Source organism: Arthrobacter sp. SD1074B (genome assembly GCF_056780195.1).
Genome location: NZ_JBRAZT010000001.1, coordinates 2,328,722 through 2,350,590, shown reverse-complemented (window position 1 = coordinate 2,350,590; position 21,869 = coordinate 2,328,722). Strand labels below are relative to the sequence as shown.

The window sequence follows — 21,869 nt, the reverse complement described above, 5'->3', positions numbered from 1 at the left end:
GGCCGAGGCCGGTAAGTGAACAAGCGGAGGAAATAGTGGCCAAGGCAGCACCGGCGGAACAGTTGAAGTTGCTCGAATTGCAGGGGCTCGATGCCAGGCTCAAGTCCCTGTCCAACCGCCGCCGCAGCCTTGAAAGCGACTCCCGGATCACCGACCTGGAGGCTGCCCTCAGCGTGGCCAACGGCGAACTCGGGGCAGCGAAGGTGGCGGTGCACGATGCCGAGCTCGAACTCAAGCGCGCCGAGGCCGACGTCGAGCAGGTCGCCTCCCGGATTGAACGCGACGAGGCCAGGCTCAACAGCGGCACCGGTTTGTCCAAGGACCTCGTGGCACTGCAGCGCGACATCGCGTCCCTGAACAAGCGGCGATCGGACCTGGAGGACGTTGAGCTCGAGGTCCTGGAACGGCTGGACTCGCTGCGCCTGCGCCAGGCCACGCAGCAGCAGATCGTCGATGACATCCAGGGCTCCTTTGGCACCATCCGCGCCGAACTGGACGAGCAGCTGGCCGAAGTGGCGGCCGAGATGACCGTGGTGCGCGGCCAGCGTGCCGAGTTCGCGGAGGGATTGGACGCAGGCATGCTCGCCATCTACGAGAAGACGCTCGCCAAGCGCGGCGTCGGCGCGGCCCGGCTCTTCCACGGCACCTCCGAAGGTTCCGGCATGCAGCTGAGCCCCGGCGACCTCGCCGAGATCAAGGCTGCCGCCGAGGACGACATCGTCTTTTGCCCCGACTCCGGCTGCATCCTGGTGCGCTCCGCCGAGTGGGCCTAGCCACCCCAAGTAAGAACTGCCAGCTAGTTGGGCAGGAGCAGGTTGAGGGTGTGCGGCTTCCTCGCCGTTCCCTCGACCAGCTCCGCTGTCCACCTCTCGGCAGCGGCCCGCCGTAGCTGCGCGGGGGTCTGCGGGGCCTTGCCGCGACGGGCCAGCAGGTGCCGGGCCAGCTCCCCGCGGGTGTGCTTGGCGAAGTGGCTCACCACTTTGCGGACGCCGTCTACTTCGGTGAAGACATTCACGGCCACGGTTTGCTCCGGCGGGGGAGCCCACGCCGCGGCGTAGGTGCTGGAGCGGCAATCGACCAGCAGCTCGCCCGCCGTTTCCGCGGCCAGGGCCCCTGTTAGTTGCGGCTTCCAGAAGGAGGCAAGCCGGCCGACGTCGGGAAGGGCCGTGCCCATCGACAGCCGGTACGCCGGCACCCTGTCCGCGAACCGGATGGCGCCCCACAGTGCGGAGATCACCAGTACGGACGCGTCGGCCTTCTTCCGCTGCGCCGGAGTCAGCGACCGGTAGTCCAGGGCGTCGTACAGCACGCCGGAATACACCTGGTGGGCGGGCGCGGCGGGCTCGGCGTGCAGGCGGGTGTTGCGTTCGACGTCGGCCTTCAGTGAGGCGCCGACGCCCAGCAGCGCCAAGGCGTCCTCGTGGGCGCTGACGGTGCCGAGCGCTTCGAGCACCTTGGCGCGGTAGGTGTTGAGGCCGGGGAAGCTCAGTGACGCCGGGTCGACGGCGTCGCCGCGGGTCGCGGGGGTCTTGCCTTCGGAGGGCGGCAGCAGAATCAGCACCGTACGATCCTACCGGCGGGCAGCGGCCGGGGCGCGGGACGGGGCCCGGCGGCGGATCAGCGCCGGTGTCCGGTGTTGTCGAGGCCGACGAAATGCGAATGGCCGACGGTTTTTGCCCGCTGGATGTCCCGCCGTGCCCGCTCTGATTCCGGGTCGCTGCCCAGCCGCGCGTGCTTCCGGCGGGTCAGTAGATCCCGCACGACTGTCCCAACGACCAGCAGGCCGGCGGCGATGGCAAGGAGCACCAATTCCATGCGTTCAGGCTACCTTCGACGGCGCAGCCTGGATAGGGGGAGGTGCCGGGGCTGCCGCAGCTCGCGGGGCCTCGGCTGCCGCGGCCTTGGTTTCACGGGCCAGGAAGGCGGACAGCTCACCGATGGTGCTCATCAACGGCGCCGGGAAGACCACGGTCGAGTTCTTGTCCACCGCGATCTCCACCAGCGACTGCAGGTTCCGCAACTGCAGGGCCAGCGGGTGGGCCATCATGATGTCCGAAGCCTCGCCGAGCGCCGCCGCGGCGATGGACTCGCCTTCGGCGGCGATGATCTTGGCCCGCTTTTCCCGCTCCGCCTCGGCCTGCCGGGCCATGGCCCGCTTCATGCTGTCCGGCAGCTGGATGTCCTTGAGCTCCACGAGCGTGACCTCGACGCCCCACTCCAGTGTGAGGGCATCGAGGATTTCGCGGATATCGCTGTTGATGTGTTCCGTCTCGGACAACGTCTGGTCCAGGCTGTGCCGGCCGACGACTTTCCGCAGCGTGGTTTGCGCGATCTGGTTGATCGCGGCGGCCACGTTTTCGATCGCCACGACCGACTTCACGGCATCGATCACCCGGTAGTAGGCCACGGCTGAGATGTCCACGCTGACGTTGTCCTGGGTGATGATGCCCTGCGACTGGATCGGCATGGTCACGATCCGGAGGCTGACCAGCTGCAGCCTGTCGATCACCGGAATGATGAAACGCAGGCCCGGCATTCGGACGCCGATGACCCGGCCCAGCCGGAACAGCACACCCTGCTCGTACTGGCGCACAATCCGTATCGACATGCGGGCCACCATCAGCAGCAGGGCCGCGACGAGCAGCCAAATAACGACGGCGGTAATGTCCATCCGAATCGCTTCCTTGCGTGGCGGGGTTGCTGCTTCCATTCTCCCCCCGGCGGGGCAAAAGGGCGCCGGTAGGGCGGCTGCCGGGGAGACCGTAGAATGAACAGCGGATGGGTTGACCAGGCGGCCGCGCGTCACGCAAGTGGCTCGAGGAACGTCCGGGCTCCGCAGGGCAGGGTGGTGGGTAACGCCCACTCGGGGTAACCCGCAGGCCAGTGCCACAGAGAATAGACCGCCTGCCCCAGGGCCGTGTCCGCACGGCCGGGGGAGCAGGTAAGGGTGAAACGGTGGTGTAAGAGACCACCAGCTTCCCGGGTGACCGGGAAGGCTAGGTAAACCCCACCCGGAGCAAGGCCAGACAGGACACGTTTGAGGGCTGCCCGCCCGAGTGTCCGGGTAGGCCGCTGGAGGGCGTCGGCAACGGCGTCCGTAGATGGATGGCCGCTACTCCCGCGCCGGCAACAGCGCGGGAGCACAGAACCCGGCGTATCGGTCAACCCATCCACCCCCACCCCTGAGTTGGCGCCGGACGCGGCCCGGGCCGCCGCGCCCGACGCAAACAAAAGGGGCCGGCACCGTGTGGTGCCAGCCCCCGCGTTCAAGAAGTAGGTTTCGGATCAGGCCTTGGCCTTCCGCTTCACCCAGCCCCATGCCGCCGTCGCGACGAACAGGACGAGGCCGATGACGGCCAGCCACAGCAGGCCCTTCACGACGAAGCCGAGGATCGAAAGAATGAGCCAGATGACAAGTAGTGCAACGATGAGTCCCATTAGGACATCCTACGACATGGGGCGCCCTTCCCGCGTGTGAGTGATTTCACGCCGTCCCCGGCCCCCGGGAATAGGCCCGCCGCTTTAGACTGGATAACGAACGTAGATGTTCTGCCACCGGGTCTGCGTTTGCAGCCGGTGGCTCTTTCTTTGCGCTCCATGAAGGCGCCCGGGGTGGACCGAATCCCCGCCGCGTCCAGGTTCCGGAAATCCGCCGGGAACCGACTTCCGCATACGAGGACGTATGTGGTGGATTTTAGGAAGGTAGTTCTGTGAGCCAGACGTCAGATTCTTGTCTTGATACGTGGATGGGCCGGGAGGCGCTCGCCGAGGCCATGATTCCGGTGATCGGCCGGCTGTACCGCGAAAACAACGTGGTGACGTCCATTCACGGCCGGAGCCTGATCAATAAGTCCACCATGAACATCCTCAAGGCGCACCGCTTTGCCCGCCGGATGAGCAAGGAAGAGCTGCGTCTCGAAGAGACCGCGCCCCTGCTGGACGCCCTCACCAAGCTGGACCTCGGCGCGGCAGCCATCGACATTGCCCGCCTGACGGAAAAGTACCGTGCCGAAGGCCACGGACTCAGCCTGGACGACTTCCTGCGCGCAGAGCTGGCCGAAGTCGTCGGCAAGCGCGGCGGCGACGACCGCACCAGCACCGACGTCGTCCTTTACGGCTTCGGCCGCATCGGCCGCCTCCTGGCCCGCCTGCTGATTGAGAAGGCCGGCGGCGGCCACGGCCTGCGGCTGCGCGCGATCGTGGTGCGCCGCGGGTCGGACAACGACCTCACCAAGCGCGCCAGCCTGCTGCGCCGCGACTCGGTGCACGGCTCCTTCGAAGGCACCATCAAGGTGGACCTCGAGAACGACACCATCACCGCCAACGGCGTCCAGATCCAGGTCATCTACTCGGATAACCCGGCCACGGTGGACTACACCGCCTACGGCATCCACGACGCACTGGTCGTGGACAACACCGGCCGCTGGCGCGACGCCGAAGGGCTCTCCCAGCACCTGCAGAGCAAAGGCGTTTCCCGCGTGCTCCTGACCGCCCCGGGCAAGGGCGACCTGAAGAACATCGTGCACGGGATCAACCACGCCACTATCACGGACTCGGACAAGATCGTCTCCGCCGCGTCCTGCACCACCAACGCCATCACACCGGTCCTGAAGGCAATCAACGACCGCTACGGCGTCGTGCACGGCCACGTCGAGACGGTGCACTCCTTCACCAACGACCAGAACCTGATCGACAACTTCCACAAGGGCGACCGCCGTGGCCGCTCCGCCGCGCTGAACATGGTCATCACCGAGACCGGCGCCGCCAAGGCCGTCGCCAAGGCGCTCCCGGAACTGCTGGGAAAACTGACCGGCAGCTCCATCCGCGTGCCCACCCCTGACGTCTCCCTCGCCATCCTGAACCTGAGCCTGGAAAACGGCACCACCAAGGATGAGGTCAACGACTACCTGCGGGAGATGTCGCTGCACTCGGAGCTGCGCAAGCAGGTGGACTACATCGATTCGCCCGAGGTTGTCTCCACCGATTTCGTGGGCTCGCGCCGCGCCGGCATCGTCGACGGACTGGCCACCATCAGCAACGACAAGAACCTTGTCCTCTACGTCTGGTACGACAACGAATTCGGTTACAGCTGCCAAGTGGTCCGCGTGATGGAGGAAATGGCCGGCGTCAACCCGCCGTCGTTCCCGGCCAAGGACGCCGCCGCGACCCTTGAGGCCGCCGGACTGCCGGTCGAGGTCGGATAGCCCCGCTTTGGGTCTTCCCGGCCGGTTCTCTGGAATCGGCCGGGAAAGGGCACCACAATGGAGCCATGGAACAGAACTCGGCTGTGGAGCACGAAACCACCCTGGAACATGCCCTCGACGTCGCCCGGCGCAACGCCAAGGAAGCCAAGCGACTCCTCGATGACGCCCGCGCCAAACGCGAGGCCGGCGAGATCGACGACGCGCGGGTCAGCCAGCTGGAAGCGTTGATGAATCTCGCGGAGGAGGATCTCCGCCGGGTCACCAGGGAGCAGTGACACTCCGGCCCTGGCCAAACCTGACTTGACGGCCAGATGCGCCGGCACCCTGGAGCAGGGACGCGGGACTTGTCCTGCACACTGTGGACAACCGGCCCGACGTCGGTAGGGCTGCCTAGGCTGGCGGGATGCAGCAGCTCCACCAAGCCCCGGCGCTTCCGTGAGCGCCACCTGGAACGACTTCAGCCGGACCCGACGCCGGTCGCGCCAGGCGTGGGCCCTGCTTGCCGGCGCGCTGTTTGCCCTCGCCGGCGGTCTGGGCTGGTTCTTCACCGTAGGCCAGTTCGCGCTGGCCGAGCCGCAGACCGACGGACCCCGCGAGGCTCCCGTGTTCGCGGCGGCCTGGATGAAACCCGTCGCCCCGGTGCGCACCGTCCCGGCGGGAACCGCCGCGGACGCCCTGGAGGCGCTGCCGGTCAAGGGCCGGGCAGTCGGCAGCAACTACAGCCGCAGCGCCTTTGGCCAGGCATGGCTCGACGTCGACCGCAACGGCTGCGACACCCGCAACGACATCCTCCGCCGCGACCTCGCCGACGCACGCTTCGCCGAAGGTTCCCGCTGCCGCGTCGGATCCGGGAGCTTCCAGGAGCCCTATACCGGGCGGACCATCGCCTTTCAGCGCGGAGCGGAGTCCAGCAAGGCGGTGCAGATTGACCACGTCGTGGCGCTGGGCGACGCCTGGCACAAGGGGGCCCAGCAGCTGAGTCCGCTGCAGCGCCAGCACCTCGCCAACGACCCGCTGAACCTCATTGCCGTGGACGGGCAGGCCAACCAGGACAAGAGCGCGTCCGACGCCGCTACCTGGCTGCCGCCGAATAAGGCATTCCGCTGCCACTACGTCGCCCGGCAAATCTCGGTGAAGGCCGCCTACGGGCTGTGGGTGACGCCGGCCGAAAAGGAGGCGATGGAACGGGTTCTCGGTGCCTGCCCCGGGCAACAGACCATCGGGCCGCGCAGACGCTAAGGTCCTGATCCCCAGCTCATTGACAGGCGTCGCCACCAGGTCTAGGACTGGACTCGTCAGCTACGGCCCACCATTCGAGGAGCAGAAATGGCCTACGGAGTTGTGCACTTTTTCCCGGGGGGCACCAAGGAACAGTACGAGGCGTCCATTGCCGCGGTTCATCCCGGCGAAGGCAGCTTGCCGGAGGGCCAAATCTTCCATGCCGGCGGCGCGTCAGCCGGAGGCTGGACGATCATGGCCGTCCATGATTCGAAGGAGAGTTGGGAGAAATTCCGCGACGGCATCCTGATGCCCAAAATGCAGGCAGGCATCGAGGGCGGCTTTACCTCCCCGCCTGAAGAGACCGTCATCGACCTCCACAAGGTGATGCCTTAGCGCGCCCTACTCTCGGCCCTCAAAACAGCACCGAGACCAGGCACCAACCGGCGAGGAGCAACACGAGAACCAGCATCGGGATGTTCCACTCGGAGACGACCGCGGGGCCGGCGGGCTGCCCGCATGCGTCCGGGGCCTCGGCACCGGCGCAGCCGGCATCTCCCTTGGCCAGCCGGGCATCCTGCCAGGCCCTGACGATCGCATCCCGTCCGCCCGGCGTCGGTTGCTGGGCCATGCGCTCATTGGTCGGAAGTATCCCGAAGGGGCGTTCCTTCCAGTCGCGGGCGTGCTCGAACCCTGCGCCGAAAGCGCTCGGCGGCGTCGGGGCACCCCAGCTGACATACCTCTTCCCGGCGGCTTTAACCGTCACGGTGTGCCGGACCTCGACGTCGTCCACTGCGGCGAACGGGATCCGGTGCAGGCGCAGGCCGTTCACCAGCTCAAACCCGTCGGCTCCGACGATCAGCCGCGGCTGCCACTGCGTGAGGTAGACCAGCAGCGCTGCGGCTGCCAGCCAGGGCGCGGCCGCTGCAGCGGCGCCGCCCCTGCCCGCGAGCAGGAGCCAGCCGACCGCGGAGCCGCTGCCGGCCCAGACCAGCAGCGACACCACCCTGCCGGATGGCTCTTTGAAACTGCGCGGCTTCGGTCGTGAGCGTGTTCTGTTTTCCCCCATGGGGCCCATCATGCCAGCGGTGCGCAGGTTTTCGGGCTAAGTCCCGAGCGCCTGTTCGGCGAGTTCAGCTTCCAGCCGTTCGACGTCGACCCTGTGGCATAGTTCGGTGGCGTGCGTCGTGACGGTGGCGCTCCCGGCGGCGACGGCCGAGCGGAACGCGTCAGCCAGCGTGCGACCCTGCGCCAGACGGAGCACAAAGGCTGCCAGGAAGCTGTCTCCGGCACCGACAGTGCTTTGGACCTGCACCTGCGGTACGGCCAGCCGGAGCGTGCCGTCCTTTGAGGCGAGCACAGCCCCCTGCCCGCCCAGGGTGAGGGTCACATGTTCGGCGGATCCGTCGGACACCAAGGCCATGGCGGCGTCGACTTCGCTTTGTTCGCTGTCCAGCGGCGTGCCGAAGTGCAGCCCGAGTTCCCTCCGGCTGGGTTTGACCAGGAACACGCCCTCGGCCAGGGCGGCGGCCAGGGCGGGGCCGGACGCGTCCACCACGCAACGGGCATTCTGCTCCCGGGCCAGACGGGCCACCTCCGCGTAAAAGTCATCCGGCACCCCGGGCGGCAGGCTCCCGCTGGCCACCACGTACCCGCCCGGCTGGATGGAGTCGGCCACGAGGGCCAGGCACAGCCGCCATTCGGGCTCACTCAACTCCGGCCCCTGCAGGACAAAGCGGAACTGCTTCCCGGTGGACGTCTCATCAACCGTGAAGTCCTGCCGCGTGCTGCCCTGGATCGGGACCACCAGGGTGGGGAGCCGCTCGGCCTCAATCAGCCGCCGGTACGCCTCACCCGTGGGACCGCCCGCGGTGTAGACGGCCAGCGGGCGCCCGCCGAGCCGCTGGATGACCCGGGCCACGTTCACGCCGCCGCCGCCCGGATCCAGGCGGCTGGGGCCGCAGCGCAGTTTATGGCCGCTGGTCACAAGTTCGGTTGTGGTGCTGACATCCAGGGCAGGGTTCACGGTGACGGTGAGGATGGGCTGCGCCGGCGCCGGCGTGGTGGCTTCCATGAGCCCAAGCATAGGAGTGCCGGGATGCCAGTGTCCCCGGGCCGACGTCCCCTTGTGGCCCGTCAGGTGCTCCGCAAGAATGGGCGCGGCGGGACAGGCGTCAGCACAGGCGGCGGACCGTCCGCCGCCACGACTGGAGCGGGAACCATGGCACATGGCAAAGGCGGGGCCGGCAAGACTGGCGCTGGCAAGGGAAGGGCCGGCAAGGCACTGGCGCCCCGGAAGGCGCCAGGGGAGCAGGCAGTGGGGCGGCTTCCGCTCGGCGTCTATGAAGCCGAACTCTCCCGGCTGCAGGCGGAGCTGGTCGCTTTGCAGGAATGGGTCCGCAGCACGGGGGCTCGCGTGCTGGTGCTCTTCGAGGGACGCGACGCCGCCGGGAAGGGCAGCGCCATCAAACGCGTCACCGAGTACCTGAACCCGCGCGTCGCCCGCATCGTGGCGTTGCCGGCGCCCACCGAACGAGAACGCGGCGAGTGGTATTTCCAGCGCTACGTCGAACACCTGCCGGCAGCAGGGGAGATCGTCCTGATGGACCGGTCCTGGTACAACCGTGCCGGCGTCGAACGGGTTATGGGGTTCTGCACGCCCGCGGAACACAAACGTTTTATGGCCCAGTGCCCGGTCTTTGAGCGCCTGCTGGTCCAGGACGGCATCCTGCTGTTCAAGTACTGGTTCTCGATCAGCCACGCGGAACAGGAACGGCGGTTCAAATCCCGGCTGGAGGACCCGCTGCGGCAGTGGAAGCTCTCACCGATGGACCGGGAGGCGATCCTGCGCTGGGAGGATTATTCGCGGGCCAAGGACGACATGTTCATGCAGACCGATACCGCCGAATCGCCCTGGTATGTCGTCGAGGCGGAAGACAAGCGCCGGGCCCGGATCAACATGATCGCCCACCTGCTCTCCAGCATCGACTACACCGAAGTCCGAACGGAGCCGGTGACCCTGCCGGAAAGGCCGCACGCCGTCAATTACACCCGGCCGCCGCGGGACCTGTTCCGGTACGTCCCGGACCACGCCGCACTGCTGCAGAAGCCCGGCGAGGATTGAACGCAGTTGTCCCAAGGAATTGAGCCGCCGGACCGTCAGCCGCAAGGACGGCTGCCATACCCGACGCGGCTACCTAGCCACTGGCGTGGGCGGCGGGTGGTGGTGCCGGTACCCGAACTGTAGGGTACCGGCATGGACATCATCCTTGTACCCGGATTCTGGTTGGACGGCTCGTCGTGGGAGGGGGTGACCCCGCCGCTCACTGCGGCCGGTCACGGGGTGTACCCGTTAACGCTTCCGGGCCTCGAATCGGCCGAGGCGCCGCGCGCCGGCATCGGCCTGCGCACCCATATCGACGCTGTCGTGGCAAAGATCGATTCCTTCGACGCACCCGTGGTACTGGTGGGGCACTCCGGCGGCGGAGCCATCATCCACGGCGCCGTCGATGCCCGGCCGGACCGGGTGGCCCGGGCCATCTACGTGGACAGCGGACCTCTCGCCGACGGTGGTGTCATCAATGACGAACTCCCGGCAGACGGTGACGATGTGCCCTTGCCGCCGTGGGAATTCTTCGAAGACGCGGACCTCACCGACTTGACCGACGAGCTGCGCGCCAGGTTCCGCGCCCGGGCCATCCCGGAGCCCCGCGGCGTGGCCCAGGACCGGCAGGAGCTCAAGGACGAACGCCGGTTCGAGGTCCGGGCCACCGTCATTGCCTGTGAATTCCCGTCCGCAATGCTGCGGGAAATGATAGCCGGGGGCCACCCGTACGTGGCGGAGCTGGCACGGATCCGGGACGTGGACTACGTGGACCTGCCCACCGGCCACTGGCCGCAGTTCACCAGGCCGGCCGAGTTGGGCGCCGCCCTCCTGGCCGCCGTCGGCCGGGAGTGACCCGGCGCGAGCTTAGTGGCCGAACGGATCCGGGTCCACGCCCGGCATCCACGTCAGTCCGGGGACGCCCCAGCCGTTCTTCTTGGCCTGCTTCATCGCCTTGCGGGAGTAGCGGTCGATCAGCCGGTTGACGTAGAGCTTGCCGTCGAGGTGGTCGTACTCGTGCTGGATCACCCGGGCGAACCAGCCCGTCGCCTCAAATTCGACCGGCTTGCCGTCGCCGTCGAAGCCCTGCACGCGGGCCCACTCGGCACGCTTGAGCGGGTACTGGCCGCCGGGGAAGGACAGGCAGCCTTCCTCTTCCTCGTCCGGGTCCGGCAGCGCGCCGGAGACCTTCGAGAGGGTCAGCACCGGGTTGACGACGACGCCAGCCGGCGGGGCGCCGTCGTCGTTGGCGTATTTATACACAAAAAGCCGCTTGCCCACGCCGACCTGGGGCGCGGCGAGGCCGACGCCATTGGCGGCGTCGTTGGTTTCGAACATGTCCGCGATCAGGGTGCGGAGTTCGTCGTCAAAGACTTCGACCTCGGCGGCCCGGCGGTGCAGCACGGGTTCGCCCCAGATCGTGATGGGTAGGACTGTCATGGCGGCTGGTTCCTTTGGTACAGGTGGCTGCTGCGGCGCTCAGCCGGCGATGGTGCGGCCGACGACGTCGCGCATGATTTCGTTCGTGCCACCGAAGATCGTCAGCAGCCGGGCGGCGAGGTACGCCTGCGCCACCGGGTATTCCAGGATGTAGCCGTAGCCGCCGTGCAGCTGGAGGCACCGGTCGGTGACGGACTTGGCGCGTTCGGAGGCCCAGAGCTTGGCCCGGGCCGCCGCGGCGGCGTTGAGCTGGCCCGCGTTGAACGCCTGGATGGCCCGGTCCACGTAGGTTTCGGTGACCTCGACCTCGGTGAGGATGTCGGCCAGTTCGAAGCGGCTGTGCTGGAAATCGATGATCCGCTCGCCGAACGCGTTGCGGTCCTTCGTGTAGGCCACGGTCGCCTCGTAGACAGCGCGGACGACGGCGGAGCTCGCCACGGCGATCGCGAGCCGGCCCTGGGGGAGCTGCTCGGCGGCGTACTGCAGGCCCTTGCCTTCCTCGCCGACGAGGTCCGCGTGCGGAACCCGGACGTTGTCGAAAAACAGCTCGGCGGTGTCCGCGGCCTTCAGCCCCATCTTGTCCAGCTGGTTTCCGGTGGTGTAGCCCTCGGACTTGCGCACCATAAAGAGCGAGAAGGAATCGCGGCCGCCCCGCCCGGTGCCGCCGTCGGTCCGGGCCAGGACCAGGGACGCGTCGCCGGAGATGCCGTTGCCGATGAAGGTCTTCTGGCCGGTGATCAGCCAGTCGCCGCCGTCGCGGACGGCCTTCGTGCGGATACCGCGCAGGTCCGAACCGGCGCCCGGCTCGGTCCACGCCACCGAGGTGACCGTCCCGCCGGAGACCATGCCGGGCAGCCAGCGCGCTTTGAGGTCGTCCGAGCCGTAGGCCAGCAGGTGGGGGAGGACCATGTCATCGTGCAGGTGGAAGGCCAGGCCCACGGACAGGTGGTTGCTCTTGGCGAACTCTTCGTCCAGCACGGCCCGGAAGCGGTAGTCGGCCATGCCCATGCCGCCGAACTCTTCGGGAACCGCGAGCCCCAGCAGGCCCTGCTCGCCGGCCGCGGTCCAGAGCGAGCGCGGCATCATGTGGTCCTGGTCCCACTGGCCATAGTGCGGGGCGACCGCCCGCGCGTTGAACTCCGCAGCCATCTCACGGAACATCTCGTGGTCTTCTTCAAAGAGCTGGCGCTTCATCGCGGTTCCTTCCACGCACGGACAAGACTGGACGGTCAACAACTGGACAGACAACAAAGGCCGCACCGGATATCCGGTGCGGCCTTTGGACAAGGTCGGACAATTCTGCCGTCCTTTGTGAGGGTGAGCGACGGGGGTTGAACCCGCGACCTCCTGGACCACAACCAGGCGCTCTGCCAACTGAGCTACGCCCACCATGTTCCCCGCCAGGCCTTCCGGCGAACCGGCTGGCTGAAAAGGCAACGACAAATAGCTTACCTGCTGTTCGGGGGTGGTTTTGCCACTTTCGTCGAATTCGACGAAATTTTCCCTAAACGTGGTGGAGATTACTCCGCTGGGGCTGCTGCCGGCTCGTCGGCGGGGGCCATGATCGACTTCGCGATCCGCTGCGCCGTGGCGCTGTCCGGACCCGGTGCGGGCACAAAGACGGCCTCCCGGTAGTAGCGGAGTTCGTCGATCGAATCCTTGATGTCGCCCAGGGCTCGGTGTCCGCCGAGCTTGGCGGGGGACTGGAAATACGCCCGGGCGTACCAGCGCCGCGAGAGTTCCTTGATGGTGCTGACGTCGATCACGCGGTAGTGCAGGTGTTCCACGAGTTCCGGCATGTCACGGACCAGGAATACACGGTCGGTGCCGACCGAGTTGCCGCCCAACGGCGCCTTCTTCGGATCCGGTACCCACTTCTTGATGTACTCGAGCACGACCTCCTGCGCTTCGGCCATGGTCTTGCCGTCGGGCAGTTCGGCCAGCAGCCCGGAGCGGGTGTGCATGTCCCGGACAAAGTCGTTCATCTGGGCCAGCGCGGCGTCGTCCGGCTTGATCACGACGTCGACGCCGTCACCGAGGATATTCAGTTCCGAGTCCGTCACCAGGGCCGCCACTTCGATGAGGGCGTCATTCTTGGAATCCAGGCCGGTCATTTCGCAGTCGATCCACACGATGCGTTCATTTGATATAGGCACCCGCCCAGCCTACCGTTCCGCCGCCGCTGAGCGGTCCGGTGCTAGGATTTTGGTACGCGGCCGTCGAAGATTTTCGTCATCGCGGTGTGCCCCCACGGCCGGCTGGCCGGCCAGTTGCGGGCCGAACCAGCCCCACAACAGATTGGACGATCCTGAGATGACGGCGCCTGTACCCGCGGCGGGGGAAACGGCTGCCGGTACGTCCCGCCCCGCCCCAAACGCGGTTGCCGCGGATGTGGACAACGCCAGGTCGCCGATTCTTGCCGGGTTCCTCGGTTCGATGTTCATGGCCGTCGGTTCGCTCGGCGTCGGTTGGCTTGCCCCCGTTTCCGAACTGCGGCGCCTGCCCTTGTTCATCTGGATGCGGACCGAAGCCATGGGTGTGGGGCTGAGCATTGTGCTCCTGGCCGTCGGCGGCATGCTGCTGGTCCGCGCGTGGCTCCGGCTGGGGCAGCGGGTGCGCACCTGGGGCGCCGGCGCCCGCAAGGCGACCCTCCTGGCCGTGGCGGCGTGGGGGCTGCCGATGATGTTCTCCGTCCCCCTGTTCAGCCGCGACGTCTACGCCTATATTGGCCAGGGCCGCCTGATGGTGGAGGGTTTCAACCCGTACGAAAACGGGATCTCGGCGCTGTCGAACTACTTCCAGCTGGGCGCGGACAAAATGTGGACCGAGGCCCCGGTGCCGTACGGGCAGCTGTTCCTCTGGATCGAACAATTCGTCGTCTGGTCCACGAACGTGCAACCCGAAGCCAGCATCATGCTGTTCCGGCTCGCCGCCCTGGTCGGGATCGTTCTCTGTGTGATCTACGTGCCGAAACTGGCCGAGCTCCACGGGGTGAACCCGCACCGCGCCCTCTGGCTCACCGCTGCCAACCCGTTGTTCCTGACGAACTTTATCGCCAGCGTGCACAACGACGCGCTGATGCTCGGCCTGGCCCTCGCCGGCCTCTACTACTGCGCCACCCGGCGGGTGCTGCTGGGCCTGGTGCTGGTCACGCTGTCCATCTCGGTTAAACCCATCACGATCGTCTTCCTGCCGTTCATCGGCCTGCTGTGGGCGGGCAAGAACGCCGGCTGGCCGCGCAAGTTCGTTTTCTGGGCGCTCACCGCCGGCATCAGCCTGGCGTTGCTGTACGCCATGAGCCTGGTCAACGGATTCGGTTTCGGCTGGATCAACGGGCTCTCCGCCCCGGGCAGCATTTGGATCTGGTACGCCCCGGTCGGTCTGCTCGGCCTGATCGTCGCCTCGATCTTCAATGCGTTCAGCCTGGACGGCTGGGGGATGGCCAAATGGGTTTACGACGCCGGGAAACTGCTGGCGCTCGGGATCGTCGGCTGGCAGATTTTCCGCGGGGACTACGACCGCCTGATGCGGCGGCTCACGCTGGCCTTCGCCGCCGTCGTTTTCCTGGCGCCGATGATCCAGTCCTGGTACGTTGTTTGGCTCATCCCGCTGTTTGCGGTCACCGGCATCCGGGATGACTGGCAGGTCAAGGCGGTGTACTTCATGGTGTCGTTCTTTATGGTTTACGCCATCTCGGACCAGCTCGAAGTCTTCCCCTACCTGCAGACCGAGGACTTGGGCCTCGCTCTGGCGCTGGCCCGCAACGCTGCCGCCATCATTGCGCTGCTGTTCGCCCTGTACCTGATCTTCCTGGATCCGAAGACCAAGCAGTTGTTCAGCAAACCCTCTGAACCCGTCACCGCCCGGCCGGTCATCTAAAGGGTCCGCCGTCACCTGCTCCGCGTCGGAAGGAAGTCCCCGTGTCCATGATCAAGAGCCCTGAAGAGATTGCTCTGATGCGCGAGGCCGGTCGGGTCGTCGCGAACGCGCTGGCGCGGGTGCGCGAGGCGGCCGACGTCGGCGTCTCCCTCAGGGAGCTCGACGCCGAGGCAGCGAAGGTGATTGCCGACGCGGGCGCCACCCCGGCGTTCCTGGACTACCATCCCCGCTGGGCCTCGGTGCCCTTCCCCGGCGTGATCTGCACGTCCGTCAACGACGCGGTGGTGCACGGCATCCCGAACGATTACCGTCTTGCCGACGGTGACCTGCTGAGTGTGGACTGCGGCGCTTTCCTTGCCGGCTGGTGCGGTGACGCCGCCGTCAGCTTCATCGTGGGGACCGCGGAGCCGGTAGACCAGGCGCTGATCGATGCCACCGATGAGGCCCTGGCCCGCGGGATCGAAGCGGCACGGATCGGCAACAAGATGGGCGACGTCGCGTACGCGATCGGCGGGGCCGCCCGCCGGGCCGGTTACGGGCTGCTCGCCGACCACGGCGGCCATGGCATCGGCAAGACCATGCACGCGGAGCCGCACGTGCCCAACGACGGCCGGCCGGGCCGGGGCATCAAGCTGACCGAAGGACTCGTTATCGCGATCGAGCCGATGCTGGTCCTCGGCGGCAAGGACGACTACTACCACGACGCGGACGAGTGGACCCTCCGCTCAGCCAACGGGCGCCGGGCAGCCCACAGCGAGCACACGGTAGCGATCACCGCGGACGGGCCGGTCATCCTGACGCTGCCCTAGGGCCGCCCGGGGCGGCGGGGTTACCTAGCGCGTGCGTGTCCCGTGGGCGGCGAGCCTGGCCCGCTGGCGGTGCGCTGCGAGGCGCAACTGGATGATGCGTGCCGCGCCGGCGATGGCCACCAGCACACCTCCGCCCACCGCGGCGATGAAGAGGGCAACGCCGAGTGGCACTGCCCCTTCGAGGCCGAAGTACTTCACCTGGACGTAAACCTGGTTCTGCAGGATGAAGATAATGAGCAGGACCAGCACCACCAGGGCGCTGGCGACTGCCGCCCACACCATTCCCGCGCGGGTTACCTGGCGGGGTTCTGCGGGAGGCGCGGGCGCAGGCGTTCCGGGGGCTGCGGTGCCGGGGGTGTCCTGGCCCGGGGTAGCGACGGCGTCCGCCGGAGCCCCGGTAGCCAGGCCGGTGCCGCTCGCCGGGCCGCCGGCGGGGTAGTCCTCCTCAACGGGCCCGGAGGGGGCAGCCGCCGTCGGGTACTGCGCGGGCAGGGCGTCGTTGGGATCCTGGGGATCGAATCCGCGTGGTGTCTGGGTCATGGCTGCCGTGCCTTTCGGTTGCGGGCGGGCCGTGCAGTCTTTCCCTGGCGGCCCGTCTGTCATCTTCATAGTAAGCGTGCTTAGGGCGGACGGGGGCACCGGTTGATGGCGCGGTGTGGCCTTATTCGCCGCTGCCGCACCGGAGCGGGCGGGCTGTTGGCACCGGGCGGCCGCGGGTATAGCGTCACAGCCAAAGGGGCGCCCGGAGCGGGCAGTTCAGCCGAGGAGGCATAGCCGTGACGATCGTCGACAACGCCGTCTACGTGGACGGGTACCGTACCGCGGACCCTGAGGACCTGGACGAGACGTACTTCCTGTTGCGGCAGCGGCAGGGCATGGCCTGGATCGGGCTCTATCGTCCGGACGCAGCGGAGCTCCGTTCGGTGGCCGAGGAATTTGACCTGAACCATCTGGCGGTGGAGGACGCACTCGCCGGCCATCAGCGCGCCAAGCTCGAACAGTACGGCGACACCCACTTCCTGGTACTGCGGCCGGCCCGGTACCTGGATGAAGTGGAGAAGGTCCAGTTCGGCGAGATCCATATTTTCACCGGCCCCGACTTCGTGGTCACCGTCCGGCACGCCGAATCGCCGGACCTGGCGCGCGTGCGGCGGCGGATGGAGTCCCAGCCCGGGTTCCTCGCGCTGGGGCCGGACGCCGTGCTGTACGCCATCCTGGACCAGGTGGTCGATGAGTATGAGCCCGTTGCCTCGGGCTTGGAGAATGACGTGGACGAGATCGAGGACGAGCTTTTCGCTGCCGACCCGGGCGTCTCCCGCCGGATCTACGAGCTTTCCCGGCAGGTCATCATGTTCCAGCGGGCAACGGCACCGCTGACAGGCATCCTCCAGGCGCTCCGGGCCGGTCGACCCAACCATGTGCCCGGCGCCGAGCTGCAGGACCATTTCCGGGACGTCCTGGACCATGTGCTGCGCCTCAGCGAACGGATCGCCGCCTTCCGCGCCCTGCTGCAAAACGCGCTTGCGGTCAATGCCGCCCTCGTGGCCCAGCGGCAGAACGATGAAATGCGGCTCCTGACGGAATCAAGCATCGCCCAGAACGAACAGACCAAGAGGATCTCGTCCTGGGCCGCCATCCTCTTCGCGCCGACTTTGATCGCGTCGATCTACGGCATGAATTTTCGCCTGATCCCGGAGCTCGACTGGATCTTCGGCTATCCGATGGCGCTCGGGCTGATGCTGGTGATGGGCGTGGCCCTCTACCTTACGTTCCGGCACAATAAATGGATCTGACGGGGCCCGAGGCCCAGCTGCAGGGGGCGTCATCGCGGTAGGGGGTGCGGCCCTGGAGGCGGATGATCCGCGACCAGGGCCGCACGTTGTGCCCCAGGAGGGAATCGAACCCCCGACCGGCGGATTAGAAGGCCGCTGCTCTATCCCCTGAGCTACTGGGGCACGTTCGGCTTAGCCGGCTGCTGCCGGCGACGCCTCAAGAAGTTTACAGTGCCCGGCGCGCCCCGCCGGTCAGGGCCGACACGGCTTTGTCGTTTTTTGCGGTCCCGCAGGGCGGGGCTGCCCCGGTTTTCCACATAGCGGATTCCCGCACTGCCGGCCGGGGCGGCCAGGTCGGAAGCTGGAACTGCCCGCTAGGGCACGACCAATCGAGACAGGACAGACTAATGAACGACAGCATCACGGTCCGTGGCTTCGTCGCCACGGAGATCAGGAGCTCGACGACGCCAAGCGGCGTCGCCACCGCGTCCTTCCGGATGGGCTCCAACCAGCGGCGCTTTGACCGTTCGGCGAACGCCTGGGTGGACGGAAACACCAACTGGTTCACGGTGCAGGGCTACCGCCAGCTGGCCGGAAATATGGGCTGCAGCATCAAGAAAGGCCAGCGGGTCATCGTGGTCGGCCGGCTCAAGATGCGCAGCTGGGAAAGGGACGGCCGCGTCTATCACTCGACGGAGATCGATGCGGAATCCGTCGGCCACGACCTGATGTGGGGGTCCGCGAATTTCACACGCACGTCAGGGGACGGCCCGGTGCCCGGCCAGGACAACGCTCCCGAACGAACGGACGGCGGCCACGACGGTACCGAAGACAGTGACCACCAAACGGATCCGGACACGGGCGGCGGCGACGACGAGCTGGACTTTGACGAAGAGACCGGCGAGCTGAAGGAGGCGGCCGCCTGAGATCAGGCACTACGGTCCCCATGGAAGAATTGCCGGGTGAATCGGACCCGGACAGGCACGGAACATCGGGCGCTCCCGCTTGTTCTTGGCGGGCTGGCGCTGCTGCTGGCCGTAACGTCGGCGTGTTCGGCCGCCGGCGGCAACGGGGGAGGGGCTCCGCTGCACACTGCTCCCGCCCCGGCCGCGACACCAAGCGTTGGCACGTCTACGGTGACGGCGCGCGTGCGGACGGCCCTGGAGCAAGCGGCCGCACGGGCGCCCAAGCCGGGCACCGACATCATCCGGGCGGCCCTCACCGAGGCGGGTTTCCCGCCGGGGGCCATCGAAGTCACGGCGAGCCGGACCCCCACCGGCTTGGAAGCCGACGCCGTGGAAGCCGCGGTCCGGCAAGGCCGGGACTGCGTCGTTGGCCACGTGCGGGGTGGCGTCGTGACGGTGGTCGCGCTGCCGGTCCTGGCGGACGGACGCTGTTTCGCGGGCTCGCCCGCCTAGCGGCAGTAGAGGACGGGCTATCCGGGCGGCCCCTCCAGTGCGGCCCTTCGCGGCCGTCCGGCCCGCGGGGTGCCAGTCCGGCCCGGCCCCCGGGCCCCGGCCGGAAGCCCCGGCCCGCGGGGATGCCAGTCCGGCTCCGCAGAGGCCGTCGGCGGGATGCCGTCTGGCAGGGTCCCGGAATGTGAGTTATCCGCGTCAAGCCACTAGATTTGTAGGCATGGCGGAATTTATCTACACAATGACCAAGGCCCGTAAGGCCGTTGGCGAAAAACTTATCCTCGACGACGTGAGCATGTCCTTCTTCCCAGGGGCCAAGATTGGTGTTGTTGGCCCGAATGGTGCCGGTAAGTCCACCATTCTCAAGATCATGGCCGGCCTGGACACTCCCTCCAACGGTGAAGCGCGGCTGAGCCCCGGCTATTCCGTCGGCATCCTGCTGCAGGAACCGCCGTTGAACGAGGACAAGACCGTTCTGGGCAACGTCCAGGAAGGCGTCGGCGAGATCTACGGCAAGATCCAGCGCTTCAATGAGATCTCCGAAGAAATGGCCAACCCCGACGCTGATTACGACGCCCTCCTCGAGGAGATGGGCCAACTGCAGGAAGCCATCGACGCCGCCGACGCCTGGGATCTCGATTCCCAGCTCGAGCAGGCCATGGACGCTCTGCGCTGCCCGCCCGCCGATGCCGACGTAACACTGCTCTCCGGTGGTGAGCGCCGCCGCGTGGCCCTCTGCAAGCTCCTGCTGCAGAAGCCGGACCTGCTGCTCCTCGACGAGCCCACCAACCACCTCGACGCCGAGAGCGTGTTGTGGCTGGAACAGCACCTCTCCTCCTATCCGGGCGCCGTCCTCGCCGTGACCCACGACCGGTACTTCCTGGACCACGTGGCCGAATGGATCGCCGAAGTCGACCGCGGCCACCTGTACCCGTATGAGGGCAACTACTCCACCTACCTCGAGAAGAAGCGCGCCCGCCTGGAAATCCAGGGCAAGAAGGACGCCAAGCAGGCCAAGCGCCTCGCCGAGGAGCTCGACTGGGTCCGCTCCAACGCCAAGGGCCGCCAGACCAAGTCCAAGGCCCGTCTGGCACGCTACGAGGAAATGGCCGCCGAAGCGGACCGCACCCGCAAACTCGACTTCGAAGAGATCCAGATCCCGCCGGGACCGCGCTTGGGCGGACTGGTTCTGGAGGCCAAGAACCTCCAGAAGGGCTTCGAAGACCGTACCCTGATCGACGGACTGTCCTTCACGCTGCCGCGCAACGGCATCGTCGGCGTCATCGGCCCCAACGGCGTCGGCAAGACCACGCTGTTCAAGACGATCGTGGGGCTGGAGCCCCTCGACGGCGGCGAGCTGAAGATCGGCGATTCCGTCAAGATCTCCTACGCGGACCAGAGCCGCGGCGGCATCGACCCGAACAAGACCCTGTGGGAGGTCGTTTCCGACGGCCTCGATTTCATCCAGGTCGGCCACGTTGAGATGCCGTCCCGCGCCTACGTCGCCGCCTTCGGTTTCAAGGGCCCGGACCAGCAAAAGAAGGCCGGGGTGCTCTCCGGTGGTGAGCGCAACCGCCTGAACCTGGCCCTGACCCTCAAGCAGGGCGGCAACTTGCTGCTCCTTGACGAGCCCACCAACGACCTCGACGTGGAAACGCTCAGCAGCCTCGAAAACGCCCTGCTTGAATTCCCGGGCTGCGCCGTCGTTGTCTCGCACGACCGCTGGTTCCTGGACCGGGTGGCTACCCACATCCTGGCCTACGAAGGCGACGAGGAGAACCCCTCGAAGTGGTACTGGTTCGAGGGCAACTTCGAATCCTACGAGGAGAACAAGATCGAGCGCCTCGGCCCCGACGCGGCCAAGCCGCACCGCGTGACGCACCGCCGCCTCACCCGCGACTAGGTTCCGCGCTGTAGCCCCGCCGGGTGCGCAGGAAGAAGGTGCGCAGCAAGAAGGCCGGTTCCCCGTGGGGAGCCGGCCTTCTCCGCATCCTGGTCAGTTGCTGGCCTGCCTGGTCAGCCGCGGTCCGCCTTGCGCATCTGGTGCTGCAGCACCTTGGTTTGGACGGCGCCCTTGACCTTGTTTTTCAAGTCGGTCGGCACCCGGATCATGCCCTCCTGGGCCACCGTCGCCACGTGCCGGCCGTCGCGGCTGAAGATCTTGCCCGTGGCCAGGCCGCGGGCGCCCTGCGCGCTGGGGGATTCCTGGACGTAGAGCAGCCACTCATCCACCCGGACGGGCCGGTGCCACCACATGGCGTGGTCCAGGCTCGCGACGGACATTCCCGGGGTGATCCAGCTCATCCCGTGCCGGCGCAGTACCGACTCCAGCAGCGTGTAGTCGCTCGCGTAGGCCAGCGCCGCCCGGTGCATCTGCGGGTCATCGGGCATCGGCCCGAAGGTGCGCATCCAGACGGCGTTCCGGGCCTCTTTCGGACCCTTCGCGGACACATACAGGGCTGGATCCACATGGCGGATGTCGAAAGGCCGCTCGTAGGCCCAGTGCCGGGCCACAGGGTGGTCGTATTTGCCCAGCAGGTCCGCCGTGCTCGGCAGCGACTCCGGATCCGGTATCCCCGACGGCATTTCGGTCTGGTGCTCGATTCCTTCGTCCTCGTCCTGGAAGGAGGCGATCATCGACAGGATGGGCATGCCCTCCTGGTAGGCGTGGACCCGGCGCGCGGAGAAGGACCGGCCGTCGCGGAGCCGCTGGACACCGAAAGTGATGGGCTTGTTGGCGTCGCCCGGGCGGAGGAAATAACCATGCATGGAATGGACGCCGCGGCCCTCCGGGACGGTGCGGCTGCCAGCCACCAGCGACTGCGCCAGCACCTGGCCGCCAAAGACGCGCTGCCGCGGCTGCTTCTGCGAAGGACCCATAAAGATGTCCTCATCCGTCCGGGCTCCCTCCAGCTCGCCAAGGTTCAGGAGTTGGATGAGCGAGGAGGTGGGATCCTCGGTGGGCATCGCCTGTAATCCGGCTTCGGCTTCAGTCATGGTTTGACTCTAGACGTCACCCCGGCACGGCT

24 protein-coding genes, 2 tRNA genes and 1 other RNA gene are annotated in these 21,869 nt (G+C 67.3%); 14 read left to right on the top strand and 13 right to left on the bottom strand.

What is annotated here, in order from left to right; all coding sequences use genetic code 11:
- Positions 1 to 35: 35 nt before the first annotated feature.
- Positions 36 to 773: a zinc ribbon domain-containing protein gene (locus ACUYM2_RS10835; RefSeq protein ID WP_481600062.1), complete on the top strand. Its 738-nt coding sequence runs from the start codon at positions 36 to 38 to the stop codon at positions 771 to 773.
- Positions 774 to 796: 23 nt separating this feature from the next.
- Here ACUYM2_RS10835 and ACUYM2_RS10830 read toward each other — a convergent pair whose 3' ends face one another.
- The 3 genes from ACUYM2_RS10830 to ACUYM2_RS10820 are packed head-to-tail and all read right to left on the bottom strand — an operon-like array spanning position 797 to position 2,671.
- Positions 797 to 1,561 (bottom strand): YaaA family protein, encoded by a 765-nt coding sequence (locus ACUYM2_RS10830; RefSeq protein ID WP_481600061.1) that lies wholly within the window; start codon positions 1,559 to 1,561, stop codon positions 797 to 799.
- 56 nt (positions 1,562 to 1,617) lie between these two features.
- Positions 1,618 to 1,815, bottom strand: a complete 198-nt coding sequence (locus tag ACUYM2_RS10825) for a hypothetical protein (RefSeq protein WP_481600060.1) — start codon at positions 1,813 to 1,815, stop codon at positions 1,618 to 1,620.
- Between the two features lie 4 nt (positions 1,816 to 1,819).
- Positions 1,820 to 2,671, bottom strand: coding sequence for a slipin family protein (locus ACUYM2_RS10820; protein WP_481600059.1), 852 nt, complete (start codon positions 2,669 to 2,671; stop codon positions 1,820 to 1,822).
- Between the two features lie 108 nt (positions 2,672 to 2,779).
- On the opposite strand from ACUYM2_RS10820, the gene rnpB reads away from it, so the two are divergent.
- An RNA gene (gene rnpB / locus ACUYM2_RS10815) (RNase P RNA component class A) lies at positions 2,780 to 3,173 on the top strand.
- A 112-nt stretch (positions 3,174 to 3,285) separates the two neighbouring features.
- On the opposite strand, the gene ACUYM2_RS10810 is transcribed toward rnpB, so the two are convergent.
- Positions 3,286 to 3,438, bottom strand: coding sequence for a hypothetical protein (locus ACUYM2_RS10810; protein WP_175320881.1), 153 nt, complete (start codon positions 3,436 to 3,438; stop codon positions 3,286 to 3,288).
- Positions 3,439 to 3,710: 272 nt separating this feature from the next.
- Between ACUYM2_RS10810 and ACUYM2_RS10805 the strand changes: the two genes are divergently transcribed.
- The 4 genes from ACUYM2_RS10805 (at position 3,711) to ACUYM2_RS10790 (ending at position 6,818) form a co-directional block, all read left to right on the top strand.
- Positions 3,711 to 5,204, top strand: a complete 1,494-nt coding sequence (locus ACUYM2_RS10805; RefSeq protein WP_481600058.1) for a glyceraldehyde-3-phosphate dehydrogenase — start codon at positions 3,711 to 3,713, stop codon at positions 5,202 to 5,204.
- 65 nt (positions 5,205 to 5,269) lie between these two features.
- On the top strand, positions 5,270 to 5,479 hold the full coding sequence (locus ACUYM2_RS10800; protein WP_481600057.1) for a hypothetical protein: 210 nt from the start codon (positions 5,270 to 5,272) through the stop codon (positions 5,477 to 5,479).
- A 160-nt stretch (positions 5,480 to 5,639) separates the two neighbouring features.
- Positions 5,640 to 6,443, top strand: a complete 804-nt coding sequence (locus tag ACUYM2_RS10795) for an HNH endonuclease family protein (RefSeq protein ID WP_481600056.1) — start codon at positions 5,640 to 5,642, stop codon at positions 6,441 to 6,443.
- A gap of 87 nt (positions 6,444 to 6,530) precedes the next feature.
- Positions 6,531 to 6,818, top strand: a complete 288-nt coding sequence (locus ACUYM2_RS10790) for a hypothetical protein (protein ID WP_481600055.1) — start codon at positions 6,531 to 6,533, stop codon at positions 6,816 to 6,818.
- 19 nt (positions 6,819 to 6,837) lie between these two features.
- Here ACUYM2_RS10790 and ACUYM2_RS10785 read toward each other — a convergent pair whose 3' ends face one another.
- Together ACUYM2_RS10785 and ACUYM2_RS10780 are read right to left on the bottom strand one after the other, a co-directional pair.
- The gene (locus ACUYM2_RS10785; RefSeq protein ID WP_481600054.1) at positions 6,838 to 7,491 is read right to left on the bottom strand and encodes a hypothetical protein; all 654 of its coding nucleotides are present in this window, start codon (positions 7,489 to 7,491) and stop codon (positions 6,838 to 6,840) included.
- Positions 7,492 to 7,527: 36 nt separating this feature from the next.
- On the bottom strand, positions 7,528 to 8,496 hold the full coding sequence (locus ACUYM2_RS10780; protein ID WP_481600053.1) for a 1-phosphofructokinase family hexose kinase: 969 nt from the start codon (positions 8,494 to 8,496) through the stop codon (positions 7,528 to 7,530).
- 147 nt (positions 8,497 to 8,643) lie between these two features.
- Between ACUYM2_RS10780 and ppk2 the strand changes: the two genes are divergently transcribed.
- A complete protein-coding gene (ppk2, locus tag ACUYM2_RS10775; RefSeq protein ID WP_481600052.1) occupies positions 8,644 to 9,546 on the top strand; it encodes a polyphosphate kinase 2 in 903 nt (300 codons plus the stop codon).
- A gap of 132 nt (positions 9,547 to 9,678) precedes the next feature.
- Entirely contained in the window at positions 9,679 to 10,380 is a 702-nt protein-coding gene (locus tag ACUYM2_RS10770; protein WP_481600051.1) for an alpha/beta fold hydrolase, read from the top strand.
- Between the two features lie 12 nt (positions 10,381 to 10,392).
- On the opposite strand, the gene def is transcribed toward ACUYM2_RS10770, so the two are convergent.
- The 4 genes from def to orn form a co-directional block, all read right to left on the bottom strand.
- Entirely contained in the window at positions 10,393 to 10,965 is a 573-nt protein-coding gene (gene def, locus ACUYM2_RS10765; protein WP_481600050.1) for a peptide deformylase, read from the bottom strand.
- Positions 10,966 to 11,004: 39 nt separating this feature from the next.
- The gene (locus ACUYM2_RS10760) at positions 11,005 to 12,159 is read right to left on the bottom strand and encodes an acyl-CoA dehydrogenase family protein (RefSeq protein ID WP_481600049.1); all 1,155 of its coding nucleotides are present in this window, start codon (positions 12,157 to 12,159) and stop codon (positions 11,005 to 11,007) included.
- A gap of 122 nt (positions 12,160 to 12,281) precedes the next feature.
- Positions 12,282 to 12,354, bottom strand: a tRNA-His gene (locus tag ACUYM2_RS10755).
- A gap of 131 nt (positions 12,355 to 12,485) precedes the next feature.
- Positions 12,486 to 13,121: an oligoribonuclease gene (gene orn, locus ACUYM2_RS10750; RefSeq protein WP_481600048.1), complete on the bottom strand. Its 636-nt coding sequence runs from the start codon at positions 13,119 to 13,121 to the stop codon at positions 12,486 to 12,488.
- 157 nt (positions 13,122 to 13,278) lie between these two features.
- Between orn and mptB the strand changes: the two genes are divergently transcribed.
- Positions 13,279 to 14,844, top strand: coding sequence for a polyprenol phosphomannose-dependent alpha 1,6 mannosyltransferase MptB (gene mptB, locus ACUYM2_RS10745; RefSeq protein ID WP_481600047.1), 1,566 nt, complete (start codon positions 13,279 to 13,281; stop codon positions 14,842 to 14,844).
- Positions 14,845 to 14,885: 41 nt separating this feature from the next.
- A complete protein-coding gene (gene map, locus ACUYM2_RS10740; RefSeq protein ID WP_481600046.1) occupies positions 14,886 to 15,653 on the top strand; it encodes a type I methionyl aminopeptidase in 768 nt (255 codons plus the stop codon).
- A 24-nt stretch (positions 15,654 to 15,677) separates the two neighbouring features.
- On the opposite strand, the gene ACUYM2_RS10735 is transcribed toward map, so the two are convergent.
- Positions 15,678 to 16,193 carry a LapA family protein gene (locus ACUYM2_RS10735; protein ID WP_481600045.1) on the bottom strand — a complete coding sequence of 172 codons (516 nt, stop codon included), beginning with the start codon at positions 16,191 to 16,193 and terminating at the stop codon, positions 15,678 to 15,680.
- 236 nt (positions 16,194 to 16,429) lie between these two features.
- Here ACUYM2_RS10735 and ACUYM2_RS10730 point away from each other — a divergent pair, with 236 nt between their 5' ends.
- On the top strand, positions 16,430 to 17,446 hold the full coding sequence (locus tag ACUYM2_RS10730) for a magnesium and cobalt transport protein CorA (RefSeq protein ID WP_481600044.1): 1,017 nt from the start codon (positions 16,430 to 16,432) through the stop codon (positions 17,444 to 17,446).
- An 89-nt stretch (positions 17,447 to 17,535) separates the two neighbouring features.
- On the opposite strand, the gene ACUYM2_RS10725 is transcribed toward ACUYM2_RS10730, so the two are convergent.
- Positions 17,536 to 17,608, bottom strand: a tRNA-Arg gene (locus ACUYM2_RS10725).
- 224 nt (positions 17,609 to 17,832) lie between these two features.
- Between ACUYM2_RS10725 and ACUYM2_RS10720 the strand changes: the two genes are divergently transcribed.
- From ACUYM2_RS10720 to ettA, 3 genes are all read left to right on the top strand, one after another.
- Positions 17,833 to 18,351, top strand: a complete 519-nt coding sequence (locus tag ACUYM2_RS10720) for a single-stranded DNA-binding protein (protein ID WP_481600043.1) — start codon at positions 17,833 to 17,835, stop codon at positions 18,349 to 18,351.
- A gap of 36 nt (positions 18,352 to 18,387) precedes the next feature.
- A complete protein-coding gene (locus tag ACUYM2_RS10715; RefSeq protein ID WP_481600042.1) occupies positions 18,388 to 18,843 on the top strand; it encodes a DUF6993 domain-containing protein in 456 nt (151 codons plus the stop codon).
- Between the two features lie 217 nt (positions 18,844 to 19,060).
- On the top strand, positions 19,061 to 20,743 hold the full coding sequence (ettA, locus tag ACUYM2_RS10710) for an energy-dependent translational throttle protein EttA (RefSeq protein WP_481600041.1): 1,683 nt from the start codon (positions 19,061 to 19,063) through the stop codon (positions 20,741 to 20,743).
- Between the two features lie 113 nt (positions 20,744 to 20,856).
- Here ettA and tesB read toward each other — a convergent pair whose 3' ends face one another.
- Positions 20,857 to 21,837 carry an acyl-CoA thioesterase II gene (gene tesB / locus ACUYM2_RS10705; protein WP_481600040.1) on the bottom strand — a complete coding sequence of 327 codons (981 nt, stop codon included), beginning with the start codon at positions 21,835 to 21,837 and terminating at the stop codon, positions 20,857 to 20,859.
- Between the last annotated feature and the right edge of the window lie 32 nt (positions 21,838 to 21,869).

Bases quoted from the DNA above. Each gene is read 5' to 3' on its own strand.
- ACUYM2_RS10735 (WP_481600045.1), bottom strand. From the start codon at position 16,193: ATGACCCAGACACCACGCGGATTCGATCCCCAGGATCCCAACGACGCC.
- ACUYM2_RS10760 (WP_481600049.1), bottom strand. From the start codon at position 12,159: ATGAAGCGCCAGCTCTTTGAAGAAGACCACGAGATGTTCCGTGAGATG.
- ACUYM2_RS10825 (WP_481600060.1), bottom strand. From the start codon at position 1,815: ATGGAATTGGTGCTCCTTGCCATCGCCGCCGGCCTGCTGGTCGTTGGG.
- ACUYM2_RS10780 (WP_481600053.1), bottom strand. From the start codon at position 8,496: ATGGAAGCCACCACGCCGGCGCCGGCGCAGCCCATCCTCACCGTCACC.
- ACUYM2_RS10810 (WP_175320881.1), bottom strand. From the start codon at position 3,438: ATGGGACTCATCGTTGCACTACTTGTCATCTGGCTCATTCTTTCGATC.
- ACUYM2_RS10770 (WP_481600051.1), top strand. From the start codon at position 9,679: ATGGACATCATCCTTGTACCCGGATTCTGGTTGGACGGCTCGTCGTGG.
- ppk2 (WP_481600052.1), top strand. From the start codon at position 8,644: ATGGCACATGGCAAAGGCGGGGCCGGCAAGACTGGCGCTGGCAAGGGA.
- mptB (WP_481600047.1), top strand. From the start codon at position 13,279: ATGACGGCGCCTGTACCCGCGGCGGGGGAAACGGCTGCCGGTACGTCC.
- ACUYM2_RS10800 (WP_481600057.1), top strand. From the start codon at position 5,270: ATGGAACAGAACTCGGCTGTGGAGCACGAAACCACCCTGGAACATGCC.
- ACUYM2_RS10720 (WP_481600043.1), top strand. From the start codon at position 17,833: ATGAACGACAGCATCACGGTCCGTGGCTTCGTCGCCACGGAGATCAGG.
- ACUYM2_RS10790 (WP_481600055.1), top strand. From the start codon at position 6,531: ATGGCCTACGGAGTTGTGCACTTTTTCCCGGGGGGCACCAAGGAACAG.
- def (WP_481600050.1), bottom strand. From the start codon at position 10,965: ATGACAGTCCTACCCATCACGATCTGGGGCGAACCCGTGCTGCACCGC.
- ACUYM2_RS10785 (WP_481600054.1), bottom strand. From the start codon at position 7,491: ATGGGGGAAAACAGAACACGCTCACGACCGAAGCCGCGCAGTTTCAAA.
- ettA (WP_481600041.1), top strand. From the start codon at position 19,061: ATGGCGGAATTTATCTACACAATGACCAAGGCCCGTAAGGCCGTTGGC.
- ACUYM2_RS10820 (WP_481600059.1), bottom strand. From the start codon at position 2,671: ATGGACATTACCGCCGTCGTTATTTGGCTGCTCGTCGCGGCCCTGCTG.
- tesB (WP_481600040.1), bottom strand. From the start codon at position 21,837: ATGACTGAAGCCGAAGCCGGATTACAGGCGATGCCCACCGAGGATCCC.